Annotated in this window: 25 protein-coding genes; 6 read left to right on the top strand and 19 right to left on the bottom strand. The window is 74.5% G+C overall.

Going from position 1 to position 21,390, the window contains the following annotated elements:
• Positions 1–18: 18 nt before the first annotated feature.
• The 6 genes from DMB42_RS26990 to DMB42_RS26965 form a co-directional block, all read right to left on the bottom strand.
• On the bottom strand, positions 19–525 hold the full coding sequence (locus DMB42_RS26990) for a DUF1707 domain-containing protein (RefSeq protein ID WP_125637838.1): 507 nt from the start codon (positions 523–525) through the stop codon (positions 19–21).
• Complete coding sequence (locus DMB42_RS26985) at positions 522–1,325, bottom strand: ABC transporter permease (protein WP_125637837.1); 804 nt, start codon at positions 1,323–1,325, stop codon at positions 522–524. Before DMB42_RS26985 ends, DMB42_RS26990 begins: the two co-directional genes overlap by 4 nt.
• On the bottom strand, positions 1,322–2,302 hold the full coding sequence (locus DMB42_RS26980; protein ID WP_125637836.1) for an ATP-binding cassette domain-containing protein: 981 nt from the start codon (positions 2,300–2,302) through the stop codon (positions 1,322–1,324). The genes DMB42_RS26985 and DMB42_RS26980 overlap by 4 nt, the downstream gene beginning before the upstream one ends.
• 17 nt (positions 2,303–2,319) lie before the next feature.
• Positions 2,320–3,225: a DUF4097 family beta strand repeat-containing protein gene (locus tag DMB42_RS26975; protein ID WP_125637835.1), complete on the bottom strand. Its 906-nt coding sequence runs from the start codon at positions 3,223–3,225 to the stop codon at positions 2,320–2,322.
• A 35-nt stretch (positions 3,226–3,260) separates the two neighbouring features.
• Positions 3,261–3,791, bottom strand: coding sequence for a toxin-antitoxin system HicB family antitoxin (locus DMB42_RS26970; protein ID WP_125637834.1), 531 nt, complete (start codon positions 3,789–3,791; stop codon positions 3,261–3,263).
• Between the two features lie 75 nt (positions 3,792–3,866).
• Complete coding sequence (locus DMB42_RS26965; protein WP_125637833.1) at positions 3,867–5,051, bottom strand: MFS transporter; 1,185 nt, start codon at positions 5,049–5,051, stop codon at positions 3,867–3,869.
• 67 nt (positions 5,052–5,118) lie between these two features.
• Here DMB42_RS26965 and DMB42_RS26960 point away from each other — a divergent pair, with 67 nt between their 5' ends.
• The 4 genes from DMB42_RS26960 to DMB42_RS26945 all read left to right on the top strand — a co-directional run bounded on the left by DMB42_RS26960 (position 5,119) and on the right by DMB42_RS26945 (position 8,590).
• Positions 5,119–5,466: a helix-turn-helix transcriptional regulator gene (locus DMB42_RS26960; protein ID WP_221762358.1), complete on the top strand. Its 348-nt coding sequence runs from the start codon at positions 5,119–5,121 to the stop codon at positions 5,464–5,466.
• Between the two features lie 299 nt (positions 5,467–5,765).
• Complete coding sequence (locus DMB42_RS26955; protein WP_125637832.1) at positions 5,766–5,966, top strand: ferredoxin; 201 nt, start codon at positions 5,766–5,768, stop codon at positions 5,964–5,966.
• Positions 5,959–7,335 carry an NAD(P)/FAD-dependent oxidoreductase gene (locus tag DMB42_RS26950; RefSeq protein WP_125637831.1) on the top strand — a complete coding sequence of 459 codons (1,377 nt, stop codon included), beginning with the start codon at positions 5,959–5,961 and terminating at the stop codon, positions 7,333–7,335. The genes DMB42_RS26955 and DMB42_RS26950 overlap by 8 nt, the downstream gene beginning before the upstream one ends.
• Positions 7,336–7,351: 16 nt before the next feature.
• Entirely contained in the window at positions 7,352–8,590 is a 1,239-nt protein-coding gene (locus DMB42_RS26945) for a cytochrome P450 (protein WP_125637830.1), read from the top strand.
• Between the two features lie 42 nt (positions 8,591–8,632).
• On the opposite strand, the gene egtE is transcribed toward DMB42_RS26945, so the two are convergent.
• The 8 genes from egtE to DMB42_RS26905 all read right to left on the bottom strand — a co-directional run bounded on the left by egtE (position 8,633) and on the right by DMB42_RS26905 (position 15,766).
• Entirely contained in the window at positions 8,633–9,847 is a 1,215-nt protein-coding gene (egtE, locus tag DMB42_RS26940; protein WP_260477966.1) for an ergothioneine biosynthesis PLP-dependent enzyme EgtE, read from the bottom strand.
• Entirely contained in the window at positions 9,799–10,779 is a 981-nt protein-coding gene (gene egtD, locus DMB42_RS26935) for an L-histidine N(alpha)-methyltransferase (RefSeq protein ID WP_125637829.1), read from the bottom strand. The genes egtE and egtD overlap by 49 nt, the downstream gene beginning before the upstream one ends.
• A gap of 16 nt (positions 10,780–10,795) precedes the next feature.
• Complete coding sequence (egtC, locus tag DMB42_RS26930) at positions 10,796–11,506, bottom strand: ergothioneine biosynthesis protein EgtC (RefSeq protein ID WP_125637828.1); 711 nt, start codon at positions 11,504–11,506, stop codon at positions 10,796–10,798.
• Positions 11,507–12,802 carry an ergothioneine biosynthesis protein EgtB gene (gene egtB / locus DMB42_RS26925; RefSeq protein WP_125637827.1) on the bottom strand — a complete coding sequence of 432 codons (1,296 nt, stop codon included), beginning with the start codon at positions 12,800–12,802 and terminating at the stop codon, positions 11,507–11,509. It lies immediately after the preceding gene.
• Positions 12,799–14,052 carry an ergothioneine biosynthesis glutamate--cysteine ligase EgtA gene (gene egtA, locus DMB42_RS26920; RefSeq protein ID WP_125637826.1) on the bottom strand — a complete coding sequence of 418 codons (1,254 nt, stop codon included), beginning with the start codon at positions 14,050–14,052 and terminating at the stop codon, positions 12,799–12,801. The genes egtB and egtA overlap by 4 nt, the downstream gene beginning before the upstream one ends.
• Positions 14,053–14,257: 205 nt before the next feature.
• Positions 14,258–14,500, bottom strand: a complete 243-nt coding sequence (locus tag DMB42_RS26915) for an anti-sigma factor (RefSeq protein WP_125637825.1) — start codon at positions 14,498–14,500, stop codon at positions 14,258–14,260.
• A gap of 40 nt (positions 14,501–14,540) precedes the next feature.
• Positions 14,541–15,134: an RNA polymerase sigma factor gene (locus DMB42_RS26910; protein WP_229824416.1), complete on the bottom strand. Its 594-nt coding sequence runs from the start codon at positions 15,132–15,134 to the stop codon at positions 14,541–14,543.
• A gap of 233 nt (positions 15,135–15,367) precedes the next feature.
• On the bottom strand, positions 15,368–15,766 hold the full coding sequence (locus DMB42_RS26905) for a VOC family protein (RefSeq protein WP_125637824.1): 399 nt from the start codon (positions 15,764–15,766) through the stop codon (positions 15,368–15,370).
• A 67-nt stretch (positions 15,767–15,833) separates the two neighbouring features.
• Between DMB42_RS26905 and DMB42_RS26900 the strand changes: the two genes are divergently transcribed.
• A complete protein-coding gene (locus DMB42_RS26900) occupies positions 15,834–16,322 on the top strand; it encodes a DinB family protein (RefSeq protein ID WP_125637823.1) in 489 nt (162 codons plus the stop codon).
• A 28-nt stretch (positions 16,323–16,350) separates the two neighbouring features.
• On the opposite strand, the gene DMB42_RS26895 is transcribed toward DMB42_RS26900, so the two are convergent.
• Complete coding sequence (locus DMB42_RS26895; protein ID WP_125637822.1) at positions 16,351–17,214, bottom strand: SMP-30/gluconolactonase/LRE family protein; 864 nt, start codon at positions 17,212–17,214, stop codon at positions 16,351–16,353.
• Between the two features lie 21 nt (positions 17,215–17,235).
• A complete protein-coding gene (locus DMB42_RS26890) occupies positions 17,236–18,162 on the bottom strand; it encodes an EamA family transporter (protein WP_125637821.1) in 927 nt (308 codons plus the stop codon).
• A 77-nt stretch (positions 18,163–18,239) separates the two neighbouring features.
• Here DMB42_RS26890 and DMB42_RS26885 point away from each other — a divergent pair, with 77 nt between their 5' ends.
• Positions 18,240–18,737 (top strand): MarR family winged helix-turn-helix transcriptional regulator, encoded by a 498-nt coding sequence (locus DMB42_RS26885; RefSeq protein ID WP_125637820.1) that lies wholly within the window; start codon positions 18,240–18,242, stop codon positions 18,735–18,737.
• Here DMB42_RS26885 and DMB42_RS26880 read toward each other — a convergent pair.
• The 3 genes from DMB42_RS26880 to DMB42_RS26870 are packed head-to-tail and all read right to left on the bottom strand — an operon-like array spanning position 18,714 to position 21,366.
• A complete protein-coding gene (locus DMB42_RS26880) occupies positions 18,714–19,898 on the bottom strand; it encodes an MFS transporter (protein ID WP_125637819.1) in 1,185 nt (394 codons plus the stop codon). The two genes, DMB42_RS26885 and DMB42_RS26880, sit on opposite strands and share 24 nt — an antisense overlap.
• A 47-nt stretch (positions 19,899–19,945) precedes the next feature.
• Positions 19,946–20,425 (bottom strand): Rrf2 family transcriptional regulator, encoded by a 480-nt coding sequence (locus tag DMB42_RS26875; protein WP_125637818.1) that lies wholly within the window; start codon positions 20,423–20,425, stop codon positions 19,946–19,948.
• Between the two features lie 29 nt (positions 20,426–20,454).
• Positions 20,455–21,366 (bottom strand): pentapeptide repeat-containing protein, encoded by a 912-nt coding sequence (locus DMB42_RS26870; protein WP_125637817.1) that lies wholly within the window; start codon positions 21,364–21,366, stop codon positions 20,455–20,457.
• Positions 21,367–21,390: the final 24 nt, after the last annotated feature.

Raw genomic sequence — 21,390 nt, 5'->3', positions numbered from 1 at the left:
CCGGTCATCGGCGCCGGCTCATCCGCGCGCGGCGCGGATGCGGAGGCGGCCGTAGGGAAGGGCGCCGGTGACGTGGACGTGGGGCCTGCCGGGACGGGGGCGGCCGGGTGCCTTGCAGCTCACCCGGCCCCACTCGGAGCGCACCCCGTCGACGTTGGCGCTCGCGCCGGCGGGCACGATGATCGTGGCGCCGCCGTACGCCAGCCGCAGCTCGATGTCGATCCGCGCGTACGGCACGTACGCCCGCGACAGGTCGAGCCGCACGCTGCCGTACGCGGAGTCGACGCGCAGCCGGCGCGGGACGTCCCAGTCGCCGGACCGCGTGACACTCCCGCCGGTGGAGGTGAGGTGCACCACCTCGTCCGGCAGGTCGGCGACGATCGGCTCCAGCTCGCCGGAGGAGGTGGCGGTGAGCGCCAGTTCGAGCCGCCGCTCCAGCTCGGCGGGGTCGAGCCGGCCGTCCGCGTACGCCTGCTGGACCAGCTCGACCGCGCGTTCGCGGTCCGGCCCCGTGACGCCGTTCACCGGCTGACGGCTCTCTTGTACAGGCGCGTGGCCAGCGGCACGAACACGACCAGGAGCACGACCGACCACAACAACGACACCGGCACGGCGTGCCGCAGCGGCCACGCGGTGGGCTCGGGCAGGGCCGCGCTGGTGTTGCCGAACAGCTCGCGCGCGGCCTGCACGAGCGTGGAGACCGGGTTCCACTCGGCGATCGGCCGCAGCGGGCCGGGCAGGCGCGCGCTGTCGGCGAACGCGTTGGACAGGAACACCAGCGGCAGCGAGGCGATGGTGGCGATGTTGTTGAACACCTCGGGGGTGCGCAGGGCCAGCGCGACCGTGGCCGTCACCCAGGAGAAGGCGTAGGCGAACAGCAGCAGCATCAGGAAGCCGAGCGCGGCCTCCGGCGGGGAGCTGTTGATCCGCCATCCGACCAGCAGGCCGACCAGCGCCATCGTGACGATGCTGGTCACGTTCATGATCACGTCGCTGACGGTCTGGCCGGTGAGCACCGCAGACGGGGACATCGGCAGCGTGCGGAACCGGTCGAAGATGCCCTTCTGGAGATCCTGGGTCAGCGTGTAGCCGGTGATCTGGGCGCTGGTGACGATCGTCATGACGAAGATCCCGGGCAGCAGGTACTCGCCGTAGGACATGCCGGGCAGCTCGATCATGCTGCCGAAGACGTAGGTGAACAACAACACGAACACGATGGGCAACATCACCACGCCGCCCAGCAGGTCGGGGGCTCTGCGGATCTTCAGGGCGTTCCGCCTGGCGATCGTCATGCCGTCGGCGGCGGCCAGGCGCAGGGCGTTCATCGGACGGTCTCCTTGGTCTTCTCGTCGGCGGTCTTCTCGTCGGCCTGGCGTCCCGTCAGGCTGAGGAACACGTCGTCCAGGGTGGGCCGGCGCAGGCCGGCGTCGCGTACGGCGACGCGCTCGGCGGCCAGGCGGCCGAGCGCCTCGGTGAGCGCGGCCGCGCCGCCCGCCACCGGGAGCGTCACCCGCAGGGCGGTGGGATCGACCTGGACGTCACCGAGGGCCAGCGGCGCGAGGATCCGGGCGGCGCTCTCCAGGCCGGCCGCGCCGGTCACCGAGAGCTGGATGCGGTCGCCGCCGACCTGGTCCTTCAGCTCCTCGGCCGTGCCGCGCGCGATCACGCGGCCCTGGTCGACCACGACGATGCGGTCGGCGAGCCGGTCGGCTTCCTCCAGGTACTGGGTGGTGAGCAGCACGGTGGCGCCCTCCCCAACCAGCTCGGCGATGACGTCCCACAGGCCGATCCTGGCGCGGGGGTCGAGGCCGGTGGTGGGCTCGTCGAGGAACAACACGGGCGGGGCGGCGACCAGCGCGCCGGCCAGGTCGAGCCGGCGGCGCATGCCGCCGGAGTAGCCCCGCACCGGGCGGTCGGCGGCGTCGGTCAGGTCGAAGCGCTCCAGCAGCTCGCGGGCGCGCTCGCGACTGCGTCGCGGGCCCAGGTGGTAGAGGCGGCCGACCATCTCCAGGTTCTCGGCGCCGGTGAGGTGGTCGTCGACGGCGGCGTACTGGCCGGAGGCGCCGATGTGGGCCCGCAGCCGGCGCGCGTCGCGCACGACGTCGAACCCGGCCACGGTGGCGCGCCCGGCGTCCGGTTTGAGCAGCGTGGTGAGGATCCGCGCCGTCGTGGTCTTCCCCGCGCCGTTGGGGCCGAGCAGCCCCAGCACCGTCCCTTCGGGGACGGTCAGGTCGATGCCGTCGAGGGCGGCGATCTCGCCGTACCTCTTGACCAGCCCCTCGGCCACGATCGCGTCAGGCATGAGAACCTCCTCGGTTGTCAGGAACGGTGGACGACGATGTCGCCGTGGGTGGTGTGGGCCCGGACCTCGACGACGCGCTCGGCCGCGCCGGGGTCGTCGCCGGGTTCGAGGGAGACGGTCACGGTGCCGTACTCGGAGCTGACGTCCAGCCACGCGGCGGTGCCCTCCGGCACGCCGACGTCGAGGCCGCCGCCGGTGGTCTCCATGACGACCTTGCCGGACACCGCCTCCTCGATCTCCACCCCGGCGTACGCGGTCTTGGCGACCACGCCGGCCAGGGCGCGCTCCACGGTGATGTCGCCGTGGGCGCTGTTGAGCCGCAGCTCGCCGGTCACCTCGCCGATCCGTACGTCGCCGTGGGCGGTCTTGATGGCGGCGGTGCCGTCGATCTCGCCGGCGCGGATGCCGCCGTGGTCCGTGGTGATCTCGGCGTGGCCGCCGGCGTGGGTGACCGAGATGTCGCCGTAGGTGCTCTTCAGCCGTACGCGGGCGGCCTGCTCGACGCGGATGTCGCCGTAGGTGGTGGTGAGCGTCACCTCGCCGAGCGGGCCGCGGCACAACACGGTCCCGGCCGTCCTGGCGTCGAGGCGGGACCCGGCGGGCAGCTCGATCGTCACGTCGACCGAGCCCGGTCCGAGCAGCAGCGAGCGCGCCCAGTCGGCGGGCGACTCGACGAGCTTGCCGAGCGAGAGCCCCCAGGAGGCGGCCGGTCCCGCGTGCTCCTTGTCGGGCCGGACCATGAGCCTGCCGTCGGCGTACTGGACCTCGATCCGCCGGGCGGCCTGGACGTCGGCGTCGTTGTGCTCGTCGCTCGGGAGCACCTCGACGACGGTGTCGGCGCGGTCGCCCGCGATCACCCGTACGGTGGCGGTGGCCAGGTCGAGGCTCGCGACGATCGGTCGGGGCGTGTCGAACGCCGGCATTCCGGTCTCCCTGTCGTCATTGGTCGGCGAGATCATCAGCGCACCCATCCGCTGTAGCGTTTGCCGGTCTGCGGGGGCGGGCGACGGGTGGACCGGCGGTCGGCGTCGCCGGGGTCGAGCGCGGCGGAGACGGCCCGGACCAGCCAGGCGTTGACCGACAGCCCGTCGCGGGCGGCCGCCTCCTCGATGCGCGGTTTGAGCGTCTCGGGAACCCGGAGCGAGATCCGGGACGTGCCGCCCTCGTCGGCCTCGGGGGGCGGCAGCGGGGCCCGCTCGCCGGCCGCCTCGGCGAGGACGGTCTCCTCGGGGAACGGGCGGGCGGCCGGCGGTGGCGTCACGACGAAGGCCGGGTCGCGCCCGCGCAGGCGCACCTCGACCGAGCCCGGCGCGAGGTCCTGGGTGATCTCGTCCGCGGCGGCCGACAGGGCCTCCAGCAGGGCGAGCCGGGTGGCCGACGCGAGCGTCGCGGCGAAGCGTTCGGCCAGCGCCCGAGCCTCCTCACCGCCGGTCCCGGCGGCGAGCATGAGCTCGCGGCGGAGTTGATCGACATACGGCGCAAGGTCCATGACGCCATCATGGCACGGGCTATGACGTCATGGCAATTCGAAGTGACGCCACAATGACGCCATAGCTGTCCAAGGTCACCTCGGAAGCCTGCGCGACGCGACGGCCGTGAACGCCGCGGCGGCCGCCGCCAGCGGCGCGGCCAGCCACGGCAGGCTGGCCGGGCCCTGCCATTCGAGGCCGAGCGCCCCGGCGGCGCCCGACAGCGACACGGCGAGGTAGAGCGCCGACTGGTAGAGCGCGGTGACGGTTCCGGCGCCGGGCCCCGCCATGGTGATCACCAGGTGCTGCTGCGGCGCGGTGACGGAGAACGACAGGAAGCCGATCACCACGACGGCCGCCACGGCCGCCGCGAACGAGTCGCGGCCCAGCGGGGTGAGGACGAGCGCGACGGCCAGGGCGAGCATCACGGTCACGACCACGCGCCGGGGCCCGTACCGGTCGGCCAGCCGGCCGGCGGTGAGGTTGCCCGCCGTACCTGACAGGCCGAAGACCAGCAGCAGGACCGCCAGTGTGGAGCCGTCGGGAGCGGCGGGGGCGAAGATCTGGCTGATGTAGGCGTACGGGATGTAGACGGCCACGAACGCCACGACCGTCGTCGCCAGCACGGCGACGATCCGCCGATCGCGCAGCGGGGCCAGGAAGGCTTGCAGGCCACCCTTCCCGCCGCCGTGCACCGGCGGGAGGCGCAGCGCGATGGCCGGCGCCGCGAGCAGCCCCAGGGCGGTGACCGCCCACATCGTGACGCGCCAGTCCAGCAGGCCGCCGACCACCGTGCCGAGGGGGGCGCCCAGGACCAGCGAGGACGTCGCCCCGAGTATCACGGTCGAGATCGCCCGCCCGCGCTGACGCTCGCCCGCCAGCAGGGCCGCCGTGGCGGTCGCGGTGGCGGTGAACATCGCGGCGCCCGCCCCGGCGATCACCCGGGAGGCCAGGACCAGGCCGTAGCCGGACGCCAGCGCCGTGACGGCGTTGCCGGCGGCGAAGAGCGCGAGCGCCGTCACGAGGACCCGGCGCCGCGGCCACGACGTCGTCAGGGCGGCGAGCACGGGCGCGGACACCGCGTACGCGATCGCGAACACGGTCACGAGCTGCCCGGCCGCCGCCACGGTGACGTGCAGGGACGCGGCGATGGCCGGCAGCAGACCGGCGACCACGAACCCGTCGGTGCCGACGGCGAACGCCCCGAAGGCCAGGACGGCGGCATGCGGCCGCCAGCGCGCGAGAGGCAGGTCGGTGTACGACGTCGAGACCACGATCATCCTCCGATGGACATCGTTAATTACGACCTTCATCGTAATACTGTTTCGACGGGTATCGTAAAGAGGGATGACGGTCGGAAGGAGCGGCGTGGTGGAGACCTGGATGGCCCAGCCGGACCTCGGTGAGATCGACGTGTCCACCGTGCTCCAGGCGCTGGCCGACCCGGTGCGGCTGCGCATCGTCCGCCTGCTCGACCAGGTGGAGGAGTCCACCTGCACCGCGCTCGACCTGCCGGTGAAGGTCTCGACGGTGTCCCATCACGTCCACGTCCTGCGGCACAGCGGCATCGTCTCCACCCGCCTGGACGGCACGGCCCGGCCGAGCCGGCTGCGCAAGGACGACCTGGAACGCCGTTTCCCCGGGCTGCTGGCCTCGATCCTCGCCGCGTCCCCGCCCCGTCGCCCCGAGGACTGACGATCCGGAGAGACTGACGATCCGGAAAAGCCGTACCGGTTGCCGGATGAGGGGAACCGGGCGGCCGTCGCGCGGGTCCAAGTCAAGGGCGACGTTCCGCGCCGGCGTCGGGCGCCCGGGACGCCGGACTGCTGTCCCGGTGGCGCAGACGGACCGGCCGACGCCGCGGGTGGCCCTTCCCACCCGGCGGCGCGAGGTGGACGCCGCCCCCTCCAACGGCCGCCGTCCGGACCTCATATCAGGAAAACTTGGGATCAGGTTGGAACGCGGCTGGAGCGGCCGTTCGTAACGTGGCGGACATGAGAGTGCTCGTCGACCTGAACCGCTGCCTGAGCTACGGGCAGTGCGTGTTCGCGGCGCCGTCGGTCTTCCGCTTCCACGGCGCCGAATCCCTCGAGTACGACTACGCCCCCGACGGCGCCCTGCGCGACCAGGTACGGGAGGCCGCCGCCGCCTGCCCGGTCCAGGCGATCACGTTCTCGCCGGGCGACCATGCGTAGCGCGGTGATCGTGGGCGCCTCGCTGGCCGGGCTGCGGGCCGCCGAGACGCTGCGCGCGGAGGGCTTCACCGGGGAGCTGACCCTGATCGGCGACGAGCCGTACGAACCCTACGACCGGCCGCCGCTGTCCAAGCAGGTGCTGGCCGGACGCGCCTCGCCCGCGGACACCACGCTCGTCGCGGCCGAGGGGTTGCAGGCACGCTGGCTGCTCGGCGAGCCCGCCACCGCCCTCGACCTGCGGACCCGGCAGGTACGCCTGGCCGGCGGGCGCGAGGTCGGCTTCGACCGGGTGCTGATCGCCACCGGCACTCGGGCGCGCCCCTGGCCCGCCCCCGCCGAGGCGGCCCTGGACGGCGTGTTCACGCTGCGCGGCCGCGACGACGCCGCGCGCCTGCGGGCCGCCCTGGCCGCCGGGCCGGGCCGCGTACTGGTGATCGGCGGCGGGTTCACCGGCTCGGAGATCGCCTCCGTCTGCCGCGAGAAGGGCCTGGCCGTGACGGTCGTGGAACGCGGCCCGGCCCCGCTCGCCGGCGCCCTGGGCACGGCGGCCGGGAGCGTGGCCGCGCGGCTGCACCGCGAGCACGGCGTGGACCTGCGCGTGAACACCACGGTGATGGCCCTTGAGGGCGACGCGGCGGGCCGCCTGCGCGCGGCGCACCTGTCCGACGGCGACGTCCTGCCCGTCGAGGTCGCGGTGATCGCGCTCGGCGCCACCCGCAACACCGAATGGCTGGCCGGGTCCGGCCTGGCCGCCGACGCGCGCGGGGTGGTGTGCGACGCCGGGTGCCGGGCCTTCGACGCCGACGCGGTCGTCACCTCCGACGTGGTCGTCGCGGGGGACGTGGCCCGCTGGCCGCACCCGCACTACGACGGCCTGCTGCTGGCCGTGGAGCACTGGGACAACGCGGTGCGCCAGGCGGCCACCGCCGCGCACAACATGCTCGCCGACCGGCCGCGCCCGCACCGGGGGCTGCCGGCGTTCTGGTCCTACCAGTTCGGGGTGAGCATCAAATCCGTCGGGCTGCCGACGATCGCCGACGAGGTGGTGGTCACGCAGGGTTCGGTGGCCGAACGCCGCTTCGTGGCCTGTTTCGGCCGGCGGGGCCGGTGCGTGGCGGCGGTCGCGGTGGACGCGCCGCGCTCGCAGCCCGCCTACGCCGCGCTCATCGAGTCGGCCGCGCCCTTCCCGCCCGACCTGCGGGCCGCCGACGGGCCGCGCACGCCGCTGCCGGTGCCCGCGGGACTTGCCGTGGACGGCCAGTCCACGCACAGCCCGACGGCCGCGGTGACCGGTCAGGGCCCGACCGCGCGCGAGGCGCCGCGCGAGCGCGACCCCCGCTCGCCGCTGACCGCGCCGCCCCTGGAATGAGAGCTGGAGGACGACCATGGCCCACCAGGTGACGCGGAACCTGTTCGCGCAGGTCCTGGACGAGGCGAGCCGCCCCGACCCGTACCCGCTGTACGCGCTGCTGCGCGAGACGCCCGTCGCGCGCCAGGGGAACGACCTGTACGCGGTCAGCACGTACGCCGAGATCGTCTCGCTGCTCTACGACCCGCGCATCAGCTCCGACGAGCGCAAGAGCAGGAGCGGCTCGGGCTCCTTCGGCGCCTCCGGCAGGCTCATGGGCGGCGAGGACGGCCAGAACGCCCGCAAACCGGCGTTCATCTTCCTCGACCCGCCCGACCACGACCGGCTGCGGCGGATCGTGATGCGGCACTTCACCCCGGAACGGGTCGACCGGCTCGGCCGGCACATGTCGTCCCTGGTGGCCGAGCTGCTCGACCGGCGCGCCGGCCACGACTCCATGGACGTGGTGGACGACCTGGCCTACCCGCTGCCGGTCACGGTGATCTGCGAGCTGCTCGGGGTGCCCAAGGAGGACGAGCCGCGCTTCCACGGCTGGGCGTCGGCGCTGGCCCGTACGCTGGACCCGCCGGAGGGGTTGTCGGCCGAGGAGGTGCGGCAGGCCGAGGCCGCCGCGCCGGAGCTGCACGCCTACCTGGTCGACCTGGCCGGCGAGCGCCACGCCCGCCCGGCGGACGACCTGCTGTCGGCGCTGCTCACCGACCGCGCGGCCGAGCGGATGGACGGGCCGGAGATCATCGCGACGATGGCCCTGCTGCTCATCGCCGGCCACGAGACGACCGTCAACCTGATCGCCAACGGCATGCTGACGTTCCTCCGCAACCCGGACGCGCTGGCGCGGCTGCGCGCCGACCCCGGGCTGATCGTGCCCGCCGTCGAGGAGGTGCTGCGCTACGACCCGCCGGTGCAGTTCCGCACCCGTACGACGCTGGCCGACATCGAGATCGCGGGCGTCACCATCCCCCAGGGGGCGGACGTGGCGCTGCTGCTGGCCTCGGGCAGCCGTGACCCGGCCCGCTTCCCCGGTGCGGACCGCTTCGACCCGGGCCGCCGGGACAACCAGCACCTGGGGTTCGGCGGGGGCGTCCACTACTGCGTGGGGGCGCCGCTGGCCAGGATCGAGGCGCGGGCCGCGCTGGGCGCGCTGGTCGGCAGGCTGGTCGGGCCGGAGCTGGCCGCCGATCCGCCGCCGTACCGGCACAGCGCGTCGTTGCGCGGGCCCGAACGTCTCGTGGTGGGCTTCGACCGGCTGCTCTGACGCCCGCCGGCCGGCCGCTCTGACGCCCCTCGACCGGCTGCTCTAACGCCCGTCGAGGAAGCGGGCCAGCGCGTCCAGGGTCTCCTGCGGCGTGCCCGGGGGCGGGGAGACGCGCAGCACCGGCTCACGCAGGTCGAGCGGGGCTCGGGCGACCGGCGCGACGCTCACCAGCAGGCCCGCCCCGGCCGCCGCCGCGGCCGTCCGGACGGCGTCCGCGCCGGGCGGCGGGCGGAGGGTGACGACGGCCGAGGGCTCCTCGTACGGCTCCACCACCCGCCAGCCGCCCCTGCCGTCGAGGGTGTGCCGGGCCGCCGCGCCCAGCCCGGCGAGGTGGGCGCGGACCTCGGCCGGGCCCAGCGCGTGGTGCTCCAGGACGGCGACGCCGAGGCCGACCCGGGCCGCGACGGCCGACTCGGAGCTCTCGTAGCGCGCGGCGCCGGGCAGCGGCCTGGTGACGGGACCCGGCGGCAACCCCGGCGGCATCCCCGGTGGCGGGTCGGGCAGCCAGACGTGGCCGCCGAGCGTGGGCGCCGGGGCGTCCATGTCTCCGGTCAGGCCGGGCACGATCAGGAAGCCGACGCCGCGCGGCCCGGCCAGCCACTTGCGGGAGGTGCCGACGTAGGCGGTGGCGCCGGCGCCGGTGACGTCCACGTGGCCGAGCGACTGGCACACGTCCAGGACCAGCGGCACGCCGGCCTCCCGGCACAGCCGGCCGATCTCCCGTACCGGCTGGGCGGTGCCCCGGTGGGAGGGGAGGTGCGGGAGCGTGACCAGGTCCAGGCCGTGGCGCAGGGCGGCGGACAGGGCGTCGAGGTCGAGGCGGGCGTGGTCGTCGGCGGGCAGTTCGGCGAGGGTCCAGCCGCGTTCGCCGGCCAGGCGGCGCAGCAGCATGAGGGTGCTGCCGTACTCGGCGCGGGTGAAGCCGACGCGGGCGCCCGGCCGCAGGCGCCAGCCGCCGAGCAGCGCCGCCATGGCGGCCGTGCCGCTCTCCAGGAACGCGACGTCGGCCGCGCCGGCCCCGGTCAGGGCGGCCAGCGCGGACCTGGGCGCGGTGAAGCCGGGCACGGCGGCGTACCCGCCGCGCTCGCGTTCCCGCCTCAGGTGCGCGACCATCGCGTCCAGCACGCGGTCGCTGGGCACGTTGCAGCCGGCCGCGTCCAGGTGGCCGGGCGGGACGGACGAGCGCGAGGCCCGCCAGCGCTCGGCGATCACACCCCGGCCAGCAGCAGCCCGAAGTCGCCGTCGGGGTCGGTCCACGTCCGCAGGACGGTGAAGCCCGCGCCGGCCAGCTCCGCCCCCAGCGGCCCAAGCCGGAACTTGGCGCTGATCTCGGTCCGCATCTCCTCCCCCGCGGCGAAGTCCACGACCAGCCCGAGCGCGCCGACCGGCACCCGCATGTCCCGCGTGGCGCGCAGCCGCATCTCGATCCACTCGTTGCGCTGGTCGTACAGGGCGACGTGCTCGAACGCCTCCGGCTCGAACCCGGCCCGCAGCTCCCGGTTCACCACGCGCAGGACGTTCCGGTTGAACGCGGCCGTCACCCCGGCGGCGGCGTCGTAGGCGGCGACCAGCCGCCCGGTGTCCTTCACCAGGTCGGCGCCGAGCAGGAACGTGTCGCCGGGCCGCAGCGTGGCGCGCACCTCCTTCAGGAACACCTGGCGGGCGGCCGGGTCGAGATTGCCGATCGTGCCGCCGAGGAAGGCCACCATGCGCCGGCCCGAGCGGGGCAGCAGCCGCAGGTGCCGCTCGAAGTCGGCGCACACCGCCAGCACCTCCAGCCCGGGGTAGCGCCCGGCCAGCCGGCGCGCCGCCACCTCCAGGGTGACGGCGTCCACGTCCACCGGCGTGTACGCGCGCAGCGTGCCCGCCCCGGTGAGCGCGTCGAGCAGCAGCACGGTCTTCTCGCTCGTGCCCGACCCCAGCTCGACCAGCGTGTCCGCGCCGGAGGCCGCGGCGATCTCGGCCGCCCGCGCCCGCAGGATCGTCAGCTCGCGGCGGGTCGGGTAGTACTCGGGCAACCGGGTGATGCGCGAGAACAGCTCGCTGCCCACCTCGTCGTAGAACCATTTGGGCGGCAGCCACTTCGGCGTGGCCGTCAGCCCTGTCCTGACGTCGTGTTCGAGCGCCTGGCGCAGGTAGCCGGGGTCAAGATGGTTGATCACATGGACGGTCGGCTGGGTGACGGGCACAGGGTCCTCCTGAAGATCACAACGGCTGGACGCGTACGTCGCCGGGCGCGGCGGGGAGCAGGCTGCGGTCGGGCACGGCCCGCCAGCCCGGCCGGTCGTCGAGCGGCTCGCTGGCCACGTACACGCCGTCCCGGTCGGTACGGAAGGAAAGGGTGTCGCCCCAGACGGTCGCGGCGAGCGCCGTGCCGTCGCAGGCGAGCAGGTTCAGGCGGGCGGCGGGGTCCTTCTCCCCCGCGCGGACGACGACGTCGGCCAGCGCCGCGGCCAGGCCGAGCCCGGCGCGCCCGCGGGCGAACACGGCGGCGGCCAGCCAGGCCGAGTCACACGGGCTCTCGGGCAGGTCGTCGGCCAGGTCCCGGACCGCGTCGCGCTCGACCCGGCCGTTGTGGCTGAGCAGCCAGCCGCCGCCCGCGAACGGCGCGGTGGCGCTCTCCTCGACCGGCATGCCGGTCGTGGCGCAGCGTACGGCCGCGATCAGGCAGCCGGAGCGGGCGACCTCGGCGAGCGCGGGCAGGTTGGCATCGGCCCAGATGGGGATCGCGCGGCGGTAGCGCACCGGTTCTGGACGGGCGGGGTCGTACCAGGCCATGCCGAAGCCGTCGGCGTTGACCGTGCCGTGGCGCTGCCGCCTGGGCGCGTACGACTGGGTGAGCAGGCCGTACGCCGGCTCGTGGATCAGCGTGGTCAGCGCGCGGGGAGCGCCCAGCCAGGCGGCGTGCCGGCACATCTAGGCCCGCTCGGCGTCGCGGGCGCAGCGGAAGCCGGTGAAGATCTGCCGCCGGATCGGATAGTCCCAGTTCCGGAACGTCGTGCGCACCGCCGCCGGGTCGGCCGCCCACGAGCCGCCGCGCAGCACCCGGTACTCCTGCCCGAAGAAGACCTCGCTGTACTCCTTGTACGGGAAGCTGCGGAAGCCGGGATAGGGCTGGAACCACGACCCGGTCCACTCCCACACGTCCCCGACCATCTGCTCGGCCCCGTACGCGCTGGCCCCGGCCGGGTACGCGCCCAGCGGGGCAGGCCGGGCCGCCCGGTGACCGAGGTTGGCCAGGTCGGGACGGGGATCCTCGTCGCCCCACGGGTATTTGCGGGTCCGCCCGGCCGCCGGGTCCCAGCCGCAGGCCTTCTCCCATTCGGCCTCGGTCGGCAGCCGCCGGCCCGCCCAGCGGGCGTAGGCGTCGGCCTCGTACCAGCTCACGTGCTGGACCGGCTCGTCCATCGGGACCGGCTCGGTCCGGCCGAAGCGGGTGCGCCACCAGGTGTCGCCCTCCCGCGTCCAGAACAGCGGCGCGACGGCGCCGCTCTCCTGCCGCCAGCGCCAGCCGGCCGGATGCCACCAGCGCTGGTCGTCGTAGCCGCCGGACTCGATGAACGCGGCGTAGGCGGCGTTGCCGACGGGCAGGCGGTCGATCCAGTAGGCGGGCAGTTCGACCCGGTGCGCGGGGCGCTCGTTGTCGTAGGCCCAGGGCAGCGTCGCGGTGCCCATCTGGAAGGGGCCGGCGGGGACGTACACCTCGGCGGGGCCCGTGGCGCGGCCCGGCGGCAGGTCGCCGTCGCGGACCAGGCCGGGGCTGCGGGAGAGCTGCCAGGTGGCCAGCATCGTCTCGTCGTGCTGGTGCTCGTGCTGGATGACCAGGCCGAACACGAACCCGTCGCGGTGCAGCGGCGCGGCGGCCTCCAGGTCGATCGCGGCCAGCACGTCGAGCACGCGGCCCCGTACGCCGCCGATGTACGTCCTGGCCTCGTCCGGGCCGAGGATCGGCAGGGTGGGACGGTCCTTGCGGGGGTGCTTGAAGGCGTCGTAGATGTCGTCGATCTCGGGGCGCAGCGGGGTGATTCCGGCGGCCTCGCGCAGCACCCACAACTCCTCGTAGTTGCCGACATGCGCGAGGTCCCACACCAGCGGGGACATCAGCGGGGAGTGCTGACGCAGCAGCAGGTCGTCCTCGGCCTCCGTATAGGTCAGCGAACGGTCGCGCACCGCGATCAGCTCGGCGGCGATGCGTTCCTTGATGTCGTTCATGCCCGTCCTTCTCCGCTCAGCCAGGCCGGCAGGCGCCGTCCCGGGTCGGCCATCAGGTCCATCAGGTCGGCGGCCGGGGAGAGGCCCGCGCTCACGTACCGGGCGGCGAAGCCGGACACGGCGGCGACCAGGGCGGGGGACGCGCCGAGCCGGGGCAGCGCCTCGACGGCGGCGCGGAAGCACGCCTCGGCGGCACGGGCCAGGCGCGGGTCGGTCAGGCCGCACCTGGCGGCCACCTCGGCCAGGCCCGCGACGGGCTCGGCGGCCGACAGGGCGGCGTCGGCGGCGCGGTCGTCGGCGATCAGCGCGTGGGTGACGGCGACGCACACCGGCCAGTCGTCGGGGTGCTGGGCGTCGAGGTAGCGGATCTCCAGCCAGCCGCGCGGCCGGACCGGAGGGAAGACGGTGGTGGCGTGGTAGGCCAGGTCGTCGGGGGTGGGCGGGCGCTCACCCGCGCCGCCGAGCCAGTCGCGGAAGGTCGAGCCGTCGCCGACCGCGCGGTAGTGGTGCTCGTCCTCGCGGACGAGCATGAGCCGGGCGTCGAGCAGGTACGCCGCCCAGGCCGCCGCCGGATCGCCCGAGGCGGGCACGGAGGCGGTGCGTGTCGGGTCGAGGTTCTCCCAGACCGCCTGGCGGCCCGACATCCAGCCGCACGGACGGCCGCGGCTCAGCGGCGAGTTGGCGAAGGCCGCGGTCAGGACGGGGCCGAGCAGCCGCGCCCGCTCCCACCGGACCCCGGGTCGCTCCCCGAAGTCCACGTTGACCTGGACGGACGCGGTCGAGCACATCATCAGCGGCCCGTACGGGCGGCCCAGGAACTCGGCCATGGCGTCGTAGCGGGGCTGGCGGAGTTGCCGCCTGGCCGGGCGCAGCGGGTCGAGCCCCACCCCGCCCAGCACCAGCCCGTCCTCCGCGAACGCCGTACGCACGGCGGCCACGTCGGCGGCCAGCCGGTCGATCGCCTCGGCCGGCGGCCCGGCCGGGCCCGACAACTCGATCTGCCCGCCCGGCTCGTACGTCACCCGGCTCCCGCCGGTCAGCGCCGGGACGGCCCGCCCGACCCGGTCCATCGGCACCTGCCGCGCCGGGTCCGCCCGGTCGAAGATCAGGAACTCCAGCTCCGCTCCCACCTGGTCCCCCGGGGCGGGGGCGAAGCACCGGCGTGCGAACTCCTCCACCTCCGGCACGCCCCTGAGCGGCTCGCCGGCCGCTCGCGAGGCGCCGGACCCGCCGGCCGTCTGGCCGGTCATCGCGTGGCGCATGGTCTTACAGACCCGCGAGCCCCGAGAGCGTTACACGAAATCTGGGGACTTGTTGAAATTTGCCCCTTTCGCCCCCTCCCCCGGACCGGGCCGCCCCCGGGGGGCGCGGATCAGCGGCGGCGGGTCAGTGCGGCGGACCGGTGCGGGTGGCGGTGGCGGTGTGGCGGGTCAGTGGCGGTGGCGGTGTGGCGGGTCAGTGGCGGTGGCGGGCGCGGAAGGCGGACATCAGGCGGTCGCGTGTGCCGTCGGACAACTTGCGCTCCGGCGGCAGCTCGCCGAGGGCCCGGACCGTCTCGCGGAACTGGTCGAGCTGCCGCCCGCAGTCGGGACAGGAGCCCGCATGCGCCTCGAACCCCTCGCGTTCGGCCCGGTCGAGGGCGCCGTCGAGGTAGGCGGTGATGAGTTCCACCAGTTCGTCGCAGGTGAACCGCTTCACGACGTTGACCGCCTTACCTCTGCACGTTGAACCGTTTAACCTATTCTGACCGCTTGACGGACTGGTAGTAGCCTTCGAGCCGGTCGCGTACCGTCGCCCTGGCACGATGGAGAAGAACCCGCTGGTTGGCGGCGGAGATCTCCAGGATCTCGCAAACCTCCTCCGACGTGCATCCCTCCACGTCACGCAGGGTGATCACGATCCGCTGCCGGGCCGGCAGCCCGGCCAGCGCCTCGCCGATGAGCCCGCGGGCCTCCGAGGCGAGCACCGCGCCCTCCGGCGTCGCGCCGTGCTCCTTCTGCACGGGCTCGGCGGGCGGCTCGAACGCGCTCCACGGCAGCGTACGGCTCTCGCGCAGGCCGCGTTTCTTGGCGGTGTTGACCAGGATGCGGTAGATCCACGTCTTGACCGAGGAACGCCCCTCGAACGCGTCGATGGCGCCGATGACCGCCAGCCACGTGTCCTGCACGACCTCCTCGGCCGAGTCGTCGGTGGACACGTAGGACCTGGCCGCCCGCAACATCCCGCGCGACCAGGTGTCGAGGAGCGCCGCGAACATCGACTCGTCCCCGGCCCGCAACGCCGCGACGACGACGTCGTCCGGGGGAAGCCCACCGCCCGCGAAAGGCCCCACGATCGTTTCCTCCCGGTCGAGCGTCGGGGACATCATGACATCGGGCCGCGCGTCGTAAGCGCCGCGCCCGCCGCCGCGCCCGCGCGGGACGACACGCTCCAGGCTAGCCCTCGCCCCCTCGCACCTGAAGATCGCACACCGGTCCACGCCCGCACGTTATACGGCGGCACCGACAAGGAGCCTTCCCCCTCGGAGGCCGTCCAGCCCCCGGGCGCGGGACCGGGATCGGCGGGTCAGTCGCGGTCGTAGTGGCAGACGGCCTCCAGCATGACGCCGTGAGGGTCCAGCCAGAACGCGGCGTAGTAGGGCGGCGGGTACTCGGGGAACTCCTTGGGCTCGTGCAGCACCTCCGAGCCGAGCGCGACCGCCTGGGCGTGGACCTGCTCGACCGCGGACCGGCCGCGCACCGCGAACGCGAGGTGCTGCAGCCCCGTACGGTGCCGCGAGTAGCCGCCGGGCTCCTGCGAGGGGTAGAGGAACAGGTACGTGCCGGGCTTGTCGTCCGCCGGCATGTAGCCGATCTCCTCCTCGCTGTTGAAGAACTCCTTGAAACCGAGGTAGGGCAGGAGGGCGTCGTAGTAGTCCTTGGCCGCCCGCATGTCGGGGACGTTGATGCCGATATGACCGATCATGCAGGGAGTATCGCGGTCCCCGTCGGGGCGCGGCAATGTGTCGGTCCCGGCTGTTACGGTCGCGGGCATGGGAAGAAGGGTTCCGCCGTCCGGCGGCGAGAAGGAGAGCCTGCGCGCCAGCCTCGACCGTCACCGCGACGTCATCCTGTGGAAGCTCCAGGGCCTCGGCGAGGAGGAGGTCAGGCGCCCGATGACGCCGTCGGGCACTTCCCTGCTCGGCATCGTCAAACACCTGGCCGCCGTCGAGTACGGCTGGTTCCGCACGACGTTCGGCCGGGCGGGCGAGCCGCTGTGGTTCGCCCCGGAGGACGACTTCGAGATCGGCGCGGAGGAGACCACCGAGCAGATCACCGCCTTCTACGGCCGCGCCCGCGCCGCCGCCGACGAGGTGATCTCCGACCTGGGTCTCGACGAGCCCGGCACCTCATGGGCGGGCGAGCGGGTCACCCTGCGCTGGGTGCTCATCCACATGATCGAGGACACCGTGCGCCACGCCGGCCACATGGACATCCTGCGCGAGCTGATCGACGGCGCCACCGGCGACCACCCCCGCTGACCACCGACCGGGCCGGAGGGGCGTCCGGTCAGAGCGTGGTGGGCAGCACGGGGCGTCCGCGTACGCCGGGGTCGGCCGCGAACAGCGCTCCCGCCTGCGGCTGCTCCCGCGGGTCCACGTCGAGCCTCGACGTCGTGACGTACAGCCGGTCGAGGTCCGCGCCGCCGAAGGTGACCGCGGTGACCTTGCCGACCGGCAGCCTGACGACGGCGTCCAGCCGCCCGTCCGGGGTGTACCTGTGGACGGCGAAGCCCTGCCAGAGCGCCACCCACACCCCGCCCTCCGCGTCGACCGTCAGCCCGTCGGGCGCGCCCCGCTCCGGCTCGATCGTCACGAACGGCCTGCGCCCGGTGAGCCCGCGCACAGGGTGGTGGTCGAGGACGTCCACCCGGCCGGTGTCGGTGTCGGCGTAGTAGGCCAGGCTCCCGTCGGGGCTGAAGTCGAGGCCGTTGGAGACGGTCACGCCGGTCAGCACCGGGCTCAGGGCGCCGCCGGGCCCGGCCACGTAGAGGGAGCCGCGTCCGTGGGCCCCGTCGTAGGCCATGCTGCCGATGTAGAAGCGGCCCTCGGGGTCGCAACCGCCGTCGTTCATGCGTACGGTGGGGTCGTTCCACGCCTGGCCGAGCGAGCGCAGCGGCGCGTCGAGGTCGTCGGAGTCGGCCAGCAGCAGCTCGCGTTCGCCGGCGACCACGTAGCCGCCGGACGCGCGAGGGCGCAGGGCCGCCGCGACCGCGCCCGCGTGCCGCCGGCGCACCCGGCCGGAGGCGTCGAGCGCGAGCACGTCGCCCGCGAGCATGTCCACCCAGCGCAGCCCGCCCCAGCGGCCGGACCACACGGGCCCTTCGCCGTGCTCAGCGACGGGCTCGGTCACGGGGTGCGCGACGATGTTCATACCGGCCTCCTCGTCGCGATCTTATCGGCGCGCGGTCAGGTCATCTCCGGCGGGCACGCCGCGCAGCGGCTGCGGCTGCGGCTCGGCGCGACGCCGTACGGGCTGGACCTGCGCCGCGACGAGGGCGGCCAGCACGACGACCGCGCCGATCACCTGGGCGAGCGTGAGCCGCTGGCCGAGCACCAGCCAGCCGAGCGCGGTGGCGACCACGGGGCTGAGCAGCCCGAGGAAGGTGACCTTGGTGGCCGACAGCTCGCGGATGCCGCGGAACCACAGGGTGTAGGCCAGGGCCGAGCCGATGATCGCGAGGTAGGCGTACCCGGCGAGGTTCTCGCCGGTCAGGTGGGCGGGCGGCGGGCCCTCGACGAGGAAGGTGACCGGGGCCAGCAGCAGGCCGCCGGCGGTGAGCTGCCAGCCGGTGGTGGCCAGCAGGGGCGCGGGCGACCTCCAGCGCTTGCTGAGCACGACCCCGAACGCCATCACCACCGCGCCGCCCAGCGCGGCGGCCACGCCCAGCAGGTCGAGCCGGGCGTCGGCGCGCAACACCAGCAGGCTCACCCCGGCCACGCCCGCCGCCGCGGCGACCGCGACCCGCCAGGTCAGCCGTTCACCCAGCAGTCCCGACGACAACAGGGCGACCAGCAGCGGCTGGATGGCGCCGACGGTCGCGGCCACCCCGCCGGCGAGCCGGTACGCGCCCACGAACAACAACGCGAAGAAGAACCCGATGTTGAGCGCTCCGAGCACCAGGGCACGCCACCACCAGTTCCCCTGGGGCAGCTTGCGCGTGAGCGCGATCAGGATCAGTCCCGCGGGCAGGGCCCGGATCAACGCGGCCAGGAGGGGCCGGCCGGGCGGCAGCAGTTCGGTGGTGATCAGATAGGTGGTCCCCCAGATGGCGGGGGTGAGGGCGGTCAGCAGGACGATTCCCGTTCGATTACTTAGCACTAAGACAAATTAGCTCAGCGCCGGGCCGTGCTGCCAGGTGATTTTCCTCACCACTAAGACACTTGTAGGCTGCCAGGGTGGCTGACCAGGTCGACAACATCCTCAGGCAGTGGCATGCGCAGCGCCCTGACCTGGACGTTTCCCCCATGGCGGTGATCGGGCGGCTGTCCCGGCTGTCCCGGCTGATCGACGCGGAGCTGACGCGCACGTTCGCCAGGCACGGGCTCGACCGGGCCTCGTTCGACGTGCTGGCGACCCTGCGGCGCAGCGACCCGCCCCACCGGCTGACCCCCGCCGCCCTGATGCGCGCCTCGATGGTCACCTCGGGGGCGGTCACCCAGCGGCTCGACCGGCTGGAGTCGCGGGGGCTGGTCCGGCGCACGCCCAGCGACTCCGACGGCCGGGCCGTGCACGTGACGCTCACGGACGAGGGCCTCGCGCTGATCGGCCGCGTGCTGCCCGACCACCTGGCCACCGAGCAGCGGTTGTTGTCGGCGCTCAGCGGGCAGCGGCGCGAGAAGCTGGCCGCCACGCTGCGCGAGCTGCTCGAATCACTCGGCGACACCACCGGCTGACCGGGTGACCAGCGCGAACACCAGGGCCACGACCGCCAGCGCGGCGCCGGTCCCGTACGTGAACGCCGCCCCCGACGGCAGGGTGAGGCCGCCGAGCAGCGTGCCCGCGCCGATGCCCGCGTAGATCGCCGAGGAGTTGAGCGAGACGACCAGCGGCGCCTCCCGGGGCGCGGCGGCGATCAGCCGGTGTTGCTGCGGCGGCGTCTGGCACCAGCTGCTCGCGCCCCACCCGAGCACCAGCACGCCGATCGCCGCGCCGCCGATCGCCGCGCCGCCGGCCGCCGTCCAGGCGAGCAGGCCCAGGCTCACGGCCATGACCAGGTACGCGGCCGGGAGCACCCGCCCGGCGCCCCACCGGTCGGTGGCGTAACCGGCGGCCAGGTTGCCGAGGACGGCGCCGAGCCCGTACAGGAACAACATGCCCGCCGTGCCCTCGACGCCCACTGCGCGCAGGGCGGGGACGCTGTAGGCGTAGACCGTGTAACTGGCGCCCATCCCGAGCACCGTGAGCGGCAGGATGGCCATCACCGCGGGCCGCCTCAACACGCCCAGCCGGGTACGTAGCGGCACCCGCGGCGCGCCCGGCAGCACCGGCATGATCGCGTACACGCCGGCCGCGACCGCCAGGCAGGCCGCGGCCACCGCGCCGAGGGCGTACCGCCAGCCGAGCCGTTCGCCGGCCAGGTCGCCGAGCGGCACACCGAGCGCCGTGGCGACCGTCAGCCCGCCCACCACGACGGCCAGCGCCCGTGCCCGCAGCTCGGGCCGTACCAGGGCGGCCGCCACCGCGCCCGCGCCCGGCGTGTACGCCGCCGCCCCCGCCGCGGCCAGCACCCTGGTGGCGATCAGCACCGGGAAGGACGGCGCCAGCGCCGACCCCAGGTTGGCCAGCCCGAGCACGACGAGCGCCGCCACCAGCAGGGCCCGCCGCGGCACCCGGGCGGCGACGGTGGCCAGGACCGGCGACAACACGGCGTACGCCGCGGCGAACACCGTCACCGACTGCCCCGCCGCGCCCTCGGTGACCTCCAGCGAGGCGGCCAGGTCGGGCAGGAACCCGGCCACCACGAACGCGTCGGTCCCCACCGCGAACGTCCCCAGCGCCAGCACCAGCGTCGGGGCGAGCCCTCGGGACTCCGTCTTGTTCGGGACATCCAACATCCCGATTCTCCTTCCACGTGTGCGCCCTGCGGGCGGTCATCGGAGGTTCAGCCGCGAAGGCGCGCGTAGTGGCGGCGGGCCCGGTCGGGGGCGTTCGCCGGGGCCGCGGCCATGAGGTCGGCCACGGTCTGGGCGGCCAGCTCGCGACGCCAGGCGAGGTCGGCCCGGCGCATGGCCGCCGCCACCCCGCAGGCGTGCGCGAACTCGCGGGCGGGCGCCTCGGCCCCCGCCCCGCGCCGCCGGATCTCGGTGCACCTGAACGCCTCGTCCGGGCCCTCGACCGCGGCGACGACGTCCATGAGCGTGATCCGGGCGGGTGGCCTGGCCAGCTTGAACCCGCCCTGAGCGCCGGGCACCGAGGTCAGGATGCCGGCGCGGACCAGCGCCTGGAGCCGCTTCTTGAGGTAGACGGGCGGCAGCTCGAACAGCGCCGCCAGCCGCCCGGTGGACAGCGGGGCCTCCTCCTCCAGCCACGCCAGCACCAGGCAGCAGTGGAGCCCCCACTCGACGCCTTCACCCATGCGCATGAAAGGGGATATTACCTGTCCCGTTCGGGTCAGCCTCGGCGGGGCGGCCTCTTGCGCGATCCGGCCCTGTTCCTGGGCCCCCGCGGCCCCGGCTCCCGGCCGGAAGCACGGTCGGGGGTGCTGTCGGGGGTCGTCCAGTGGGCGGGGTGGGTCAGGGAGGCGGGGAGCCGCGTGGCGCGGCTGCCCTTGGCGGCGTTGACCTGGGCCTGGGTGAGGAAGACGGAGCCGGTGAGGTCGGCACCGGACAGGTCGGCGCCCCTGAGGTCGGCGCCGATCAGGTCGGCCAGCCGCAGGTCGGCCCCGCGCAGGTCGGCCCCGATGAGGTAGGCGCCCCGCAGGTTGGCCGCCCGCAGGTCGGCGCCCTTGAGCCGGGCGCCGATCAGGTCGGCCCCGCGGTGCTCCCTGCCCCGGTGACCGGCCCTGACCAGCTCGCTCACGCGCAGCAGCAGCGTGTTGACCTCGGCCCGGCAGGCGGCCACGTCGAGCTTCTCCAGCACGCCGGGGCTCTCGCGGGTCAGGCGCTCGGTCGACTCGTACGCCGCGCGCAGCTCGGGGACGATCTCCGCGGCGGCGTCGAGGGTCAGCGCCTCGGCGAGGTACCACAGCAGCTCGTGGAGCTGCCGCATGACCGGGAACACCGTGAACATCTGACCGGACGTCTCGGGCGCCCGGCGCCAGTCGCGGCCCTCGAAGGTGACCTGGGAGACCTTCTGCCCGGCGCCGAAGCAGTCGAAGACCGTGCAGCCGGGGAAACCGCGCTGCCTGAGCTGGGTGTGGATGCCGCAGCGGAAGTCGTCCTGGAGGTTGACGCAGGGGCGGCCGGCGTCCTTGGCGACGGCGAAGTCGGCCGAGGCGGAGAAGGGCAGGGCGACGCAGCACAGGCCGAAGCAGCTCTCGCAGTCGGCCAGCAGGCCGAGCTCGCGCGGGGTCCTCTCGGGCAACGCTCTCCTTCTCGCGTCCGGGGG

The organism is Nonomuraea sp. WAC 01424, assembly GCF_003947315.1.
In the GTDB taxonomy this organism is placed as follows: domain Bacteria; phylum Actinomycetota; class Actinomycetes; order Streptosporangiales; family Streptosporangiaceae; genus Nonomuraea; species Nonomuraea spiralis.
Note: the sequence above shows the minus strand (reverse complement) of the source record. Positions and strands in the feature narration are given on the sequence as shown.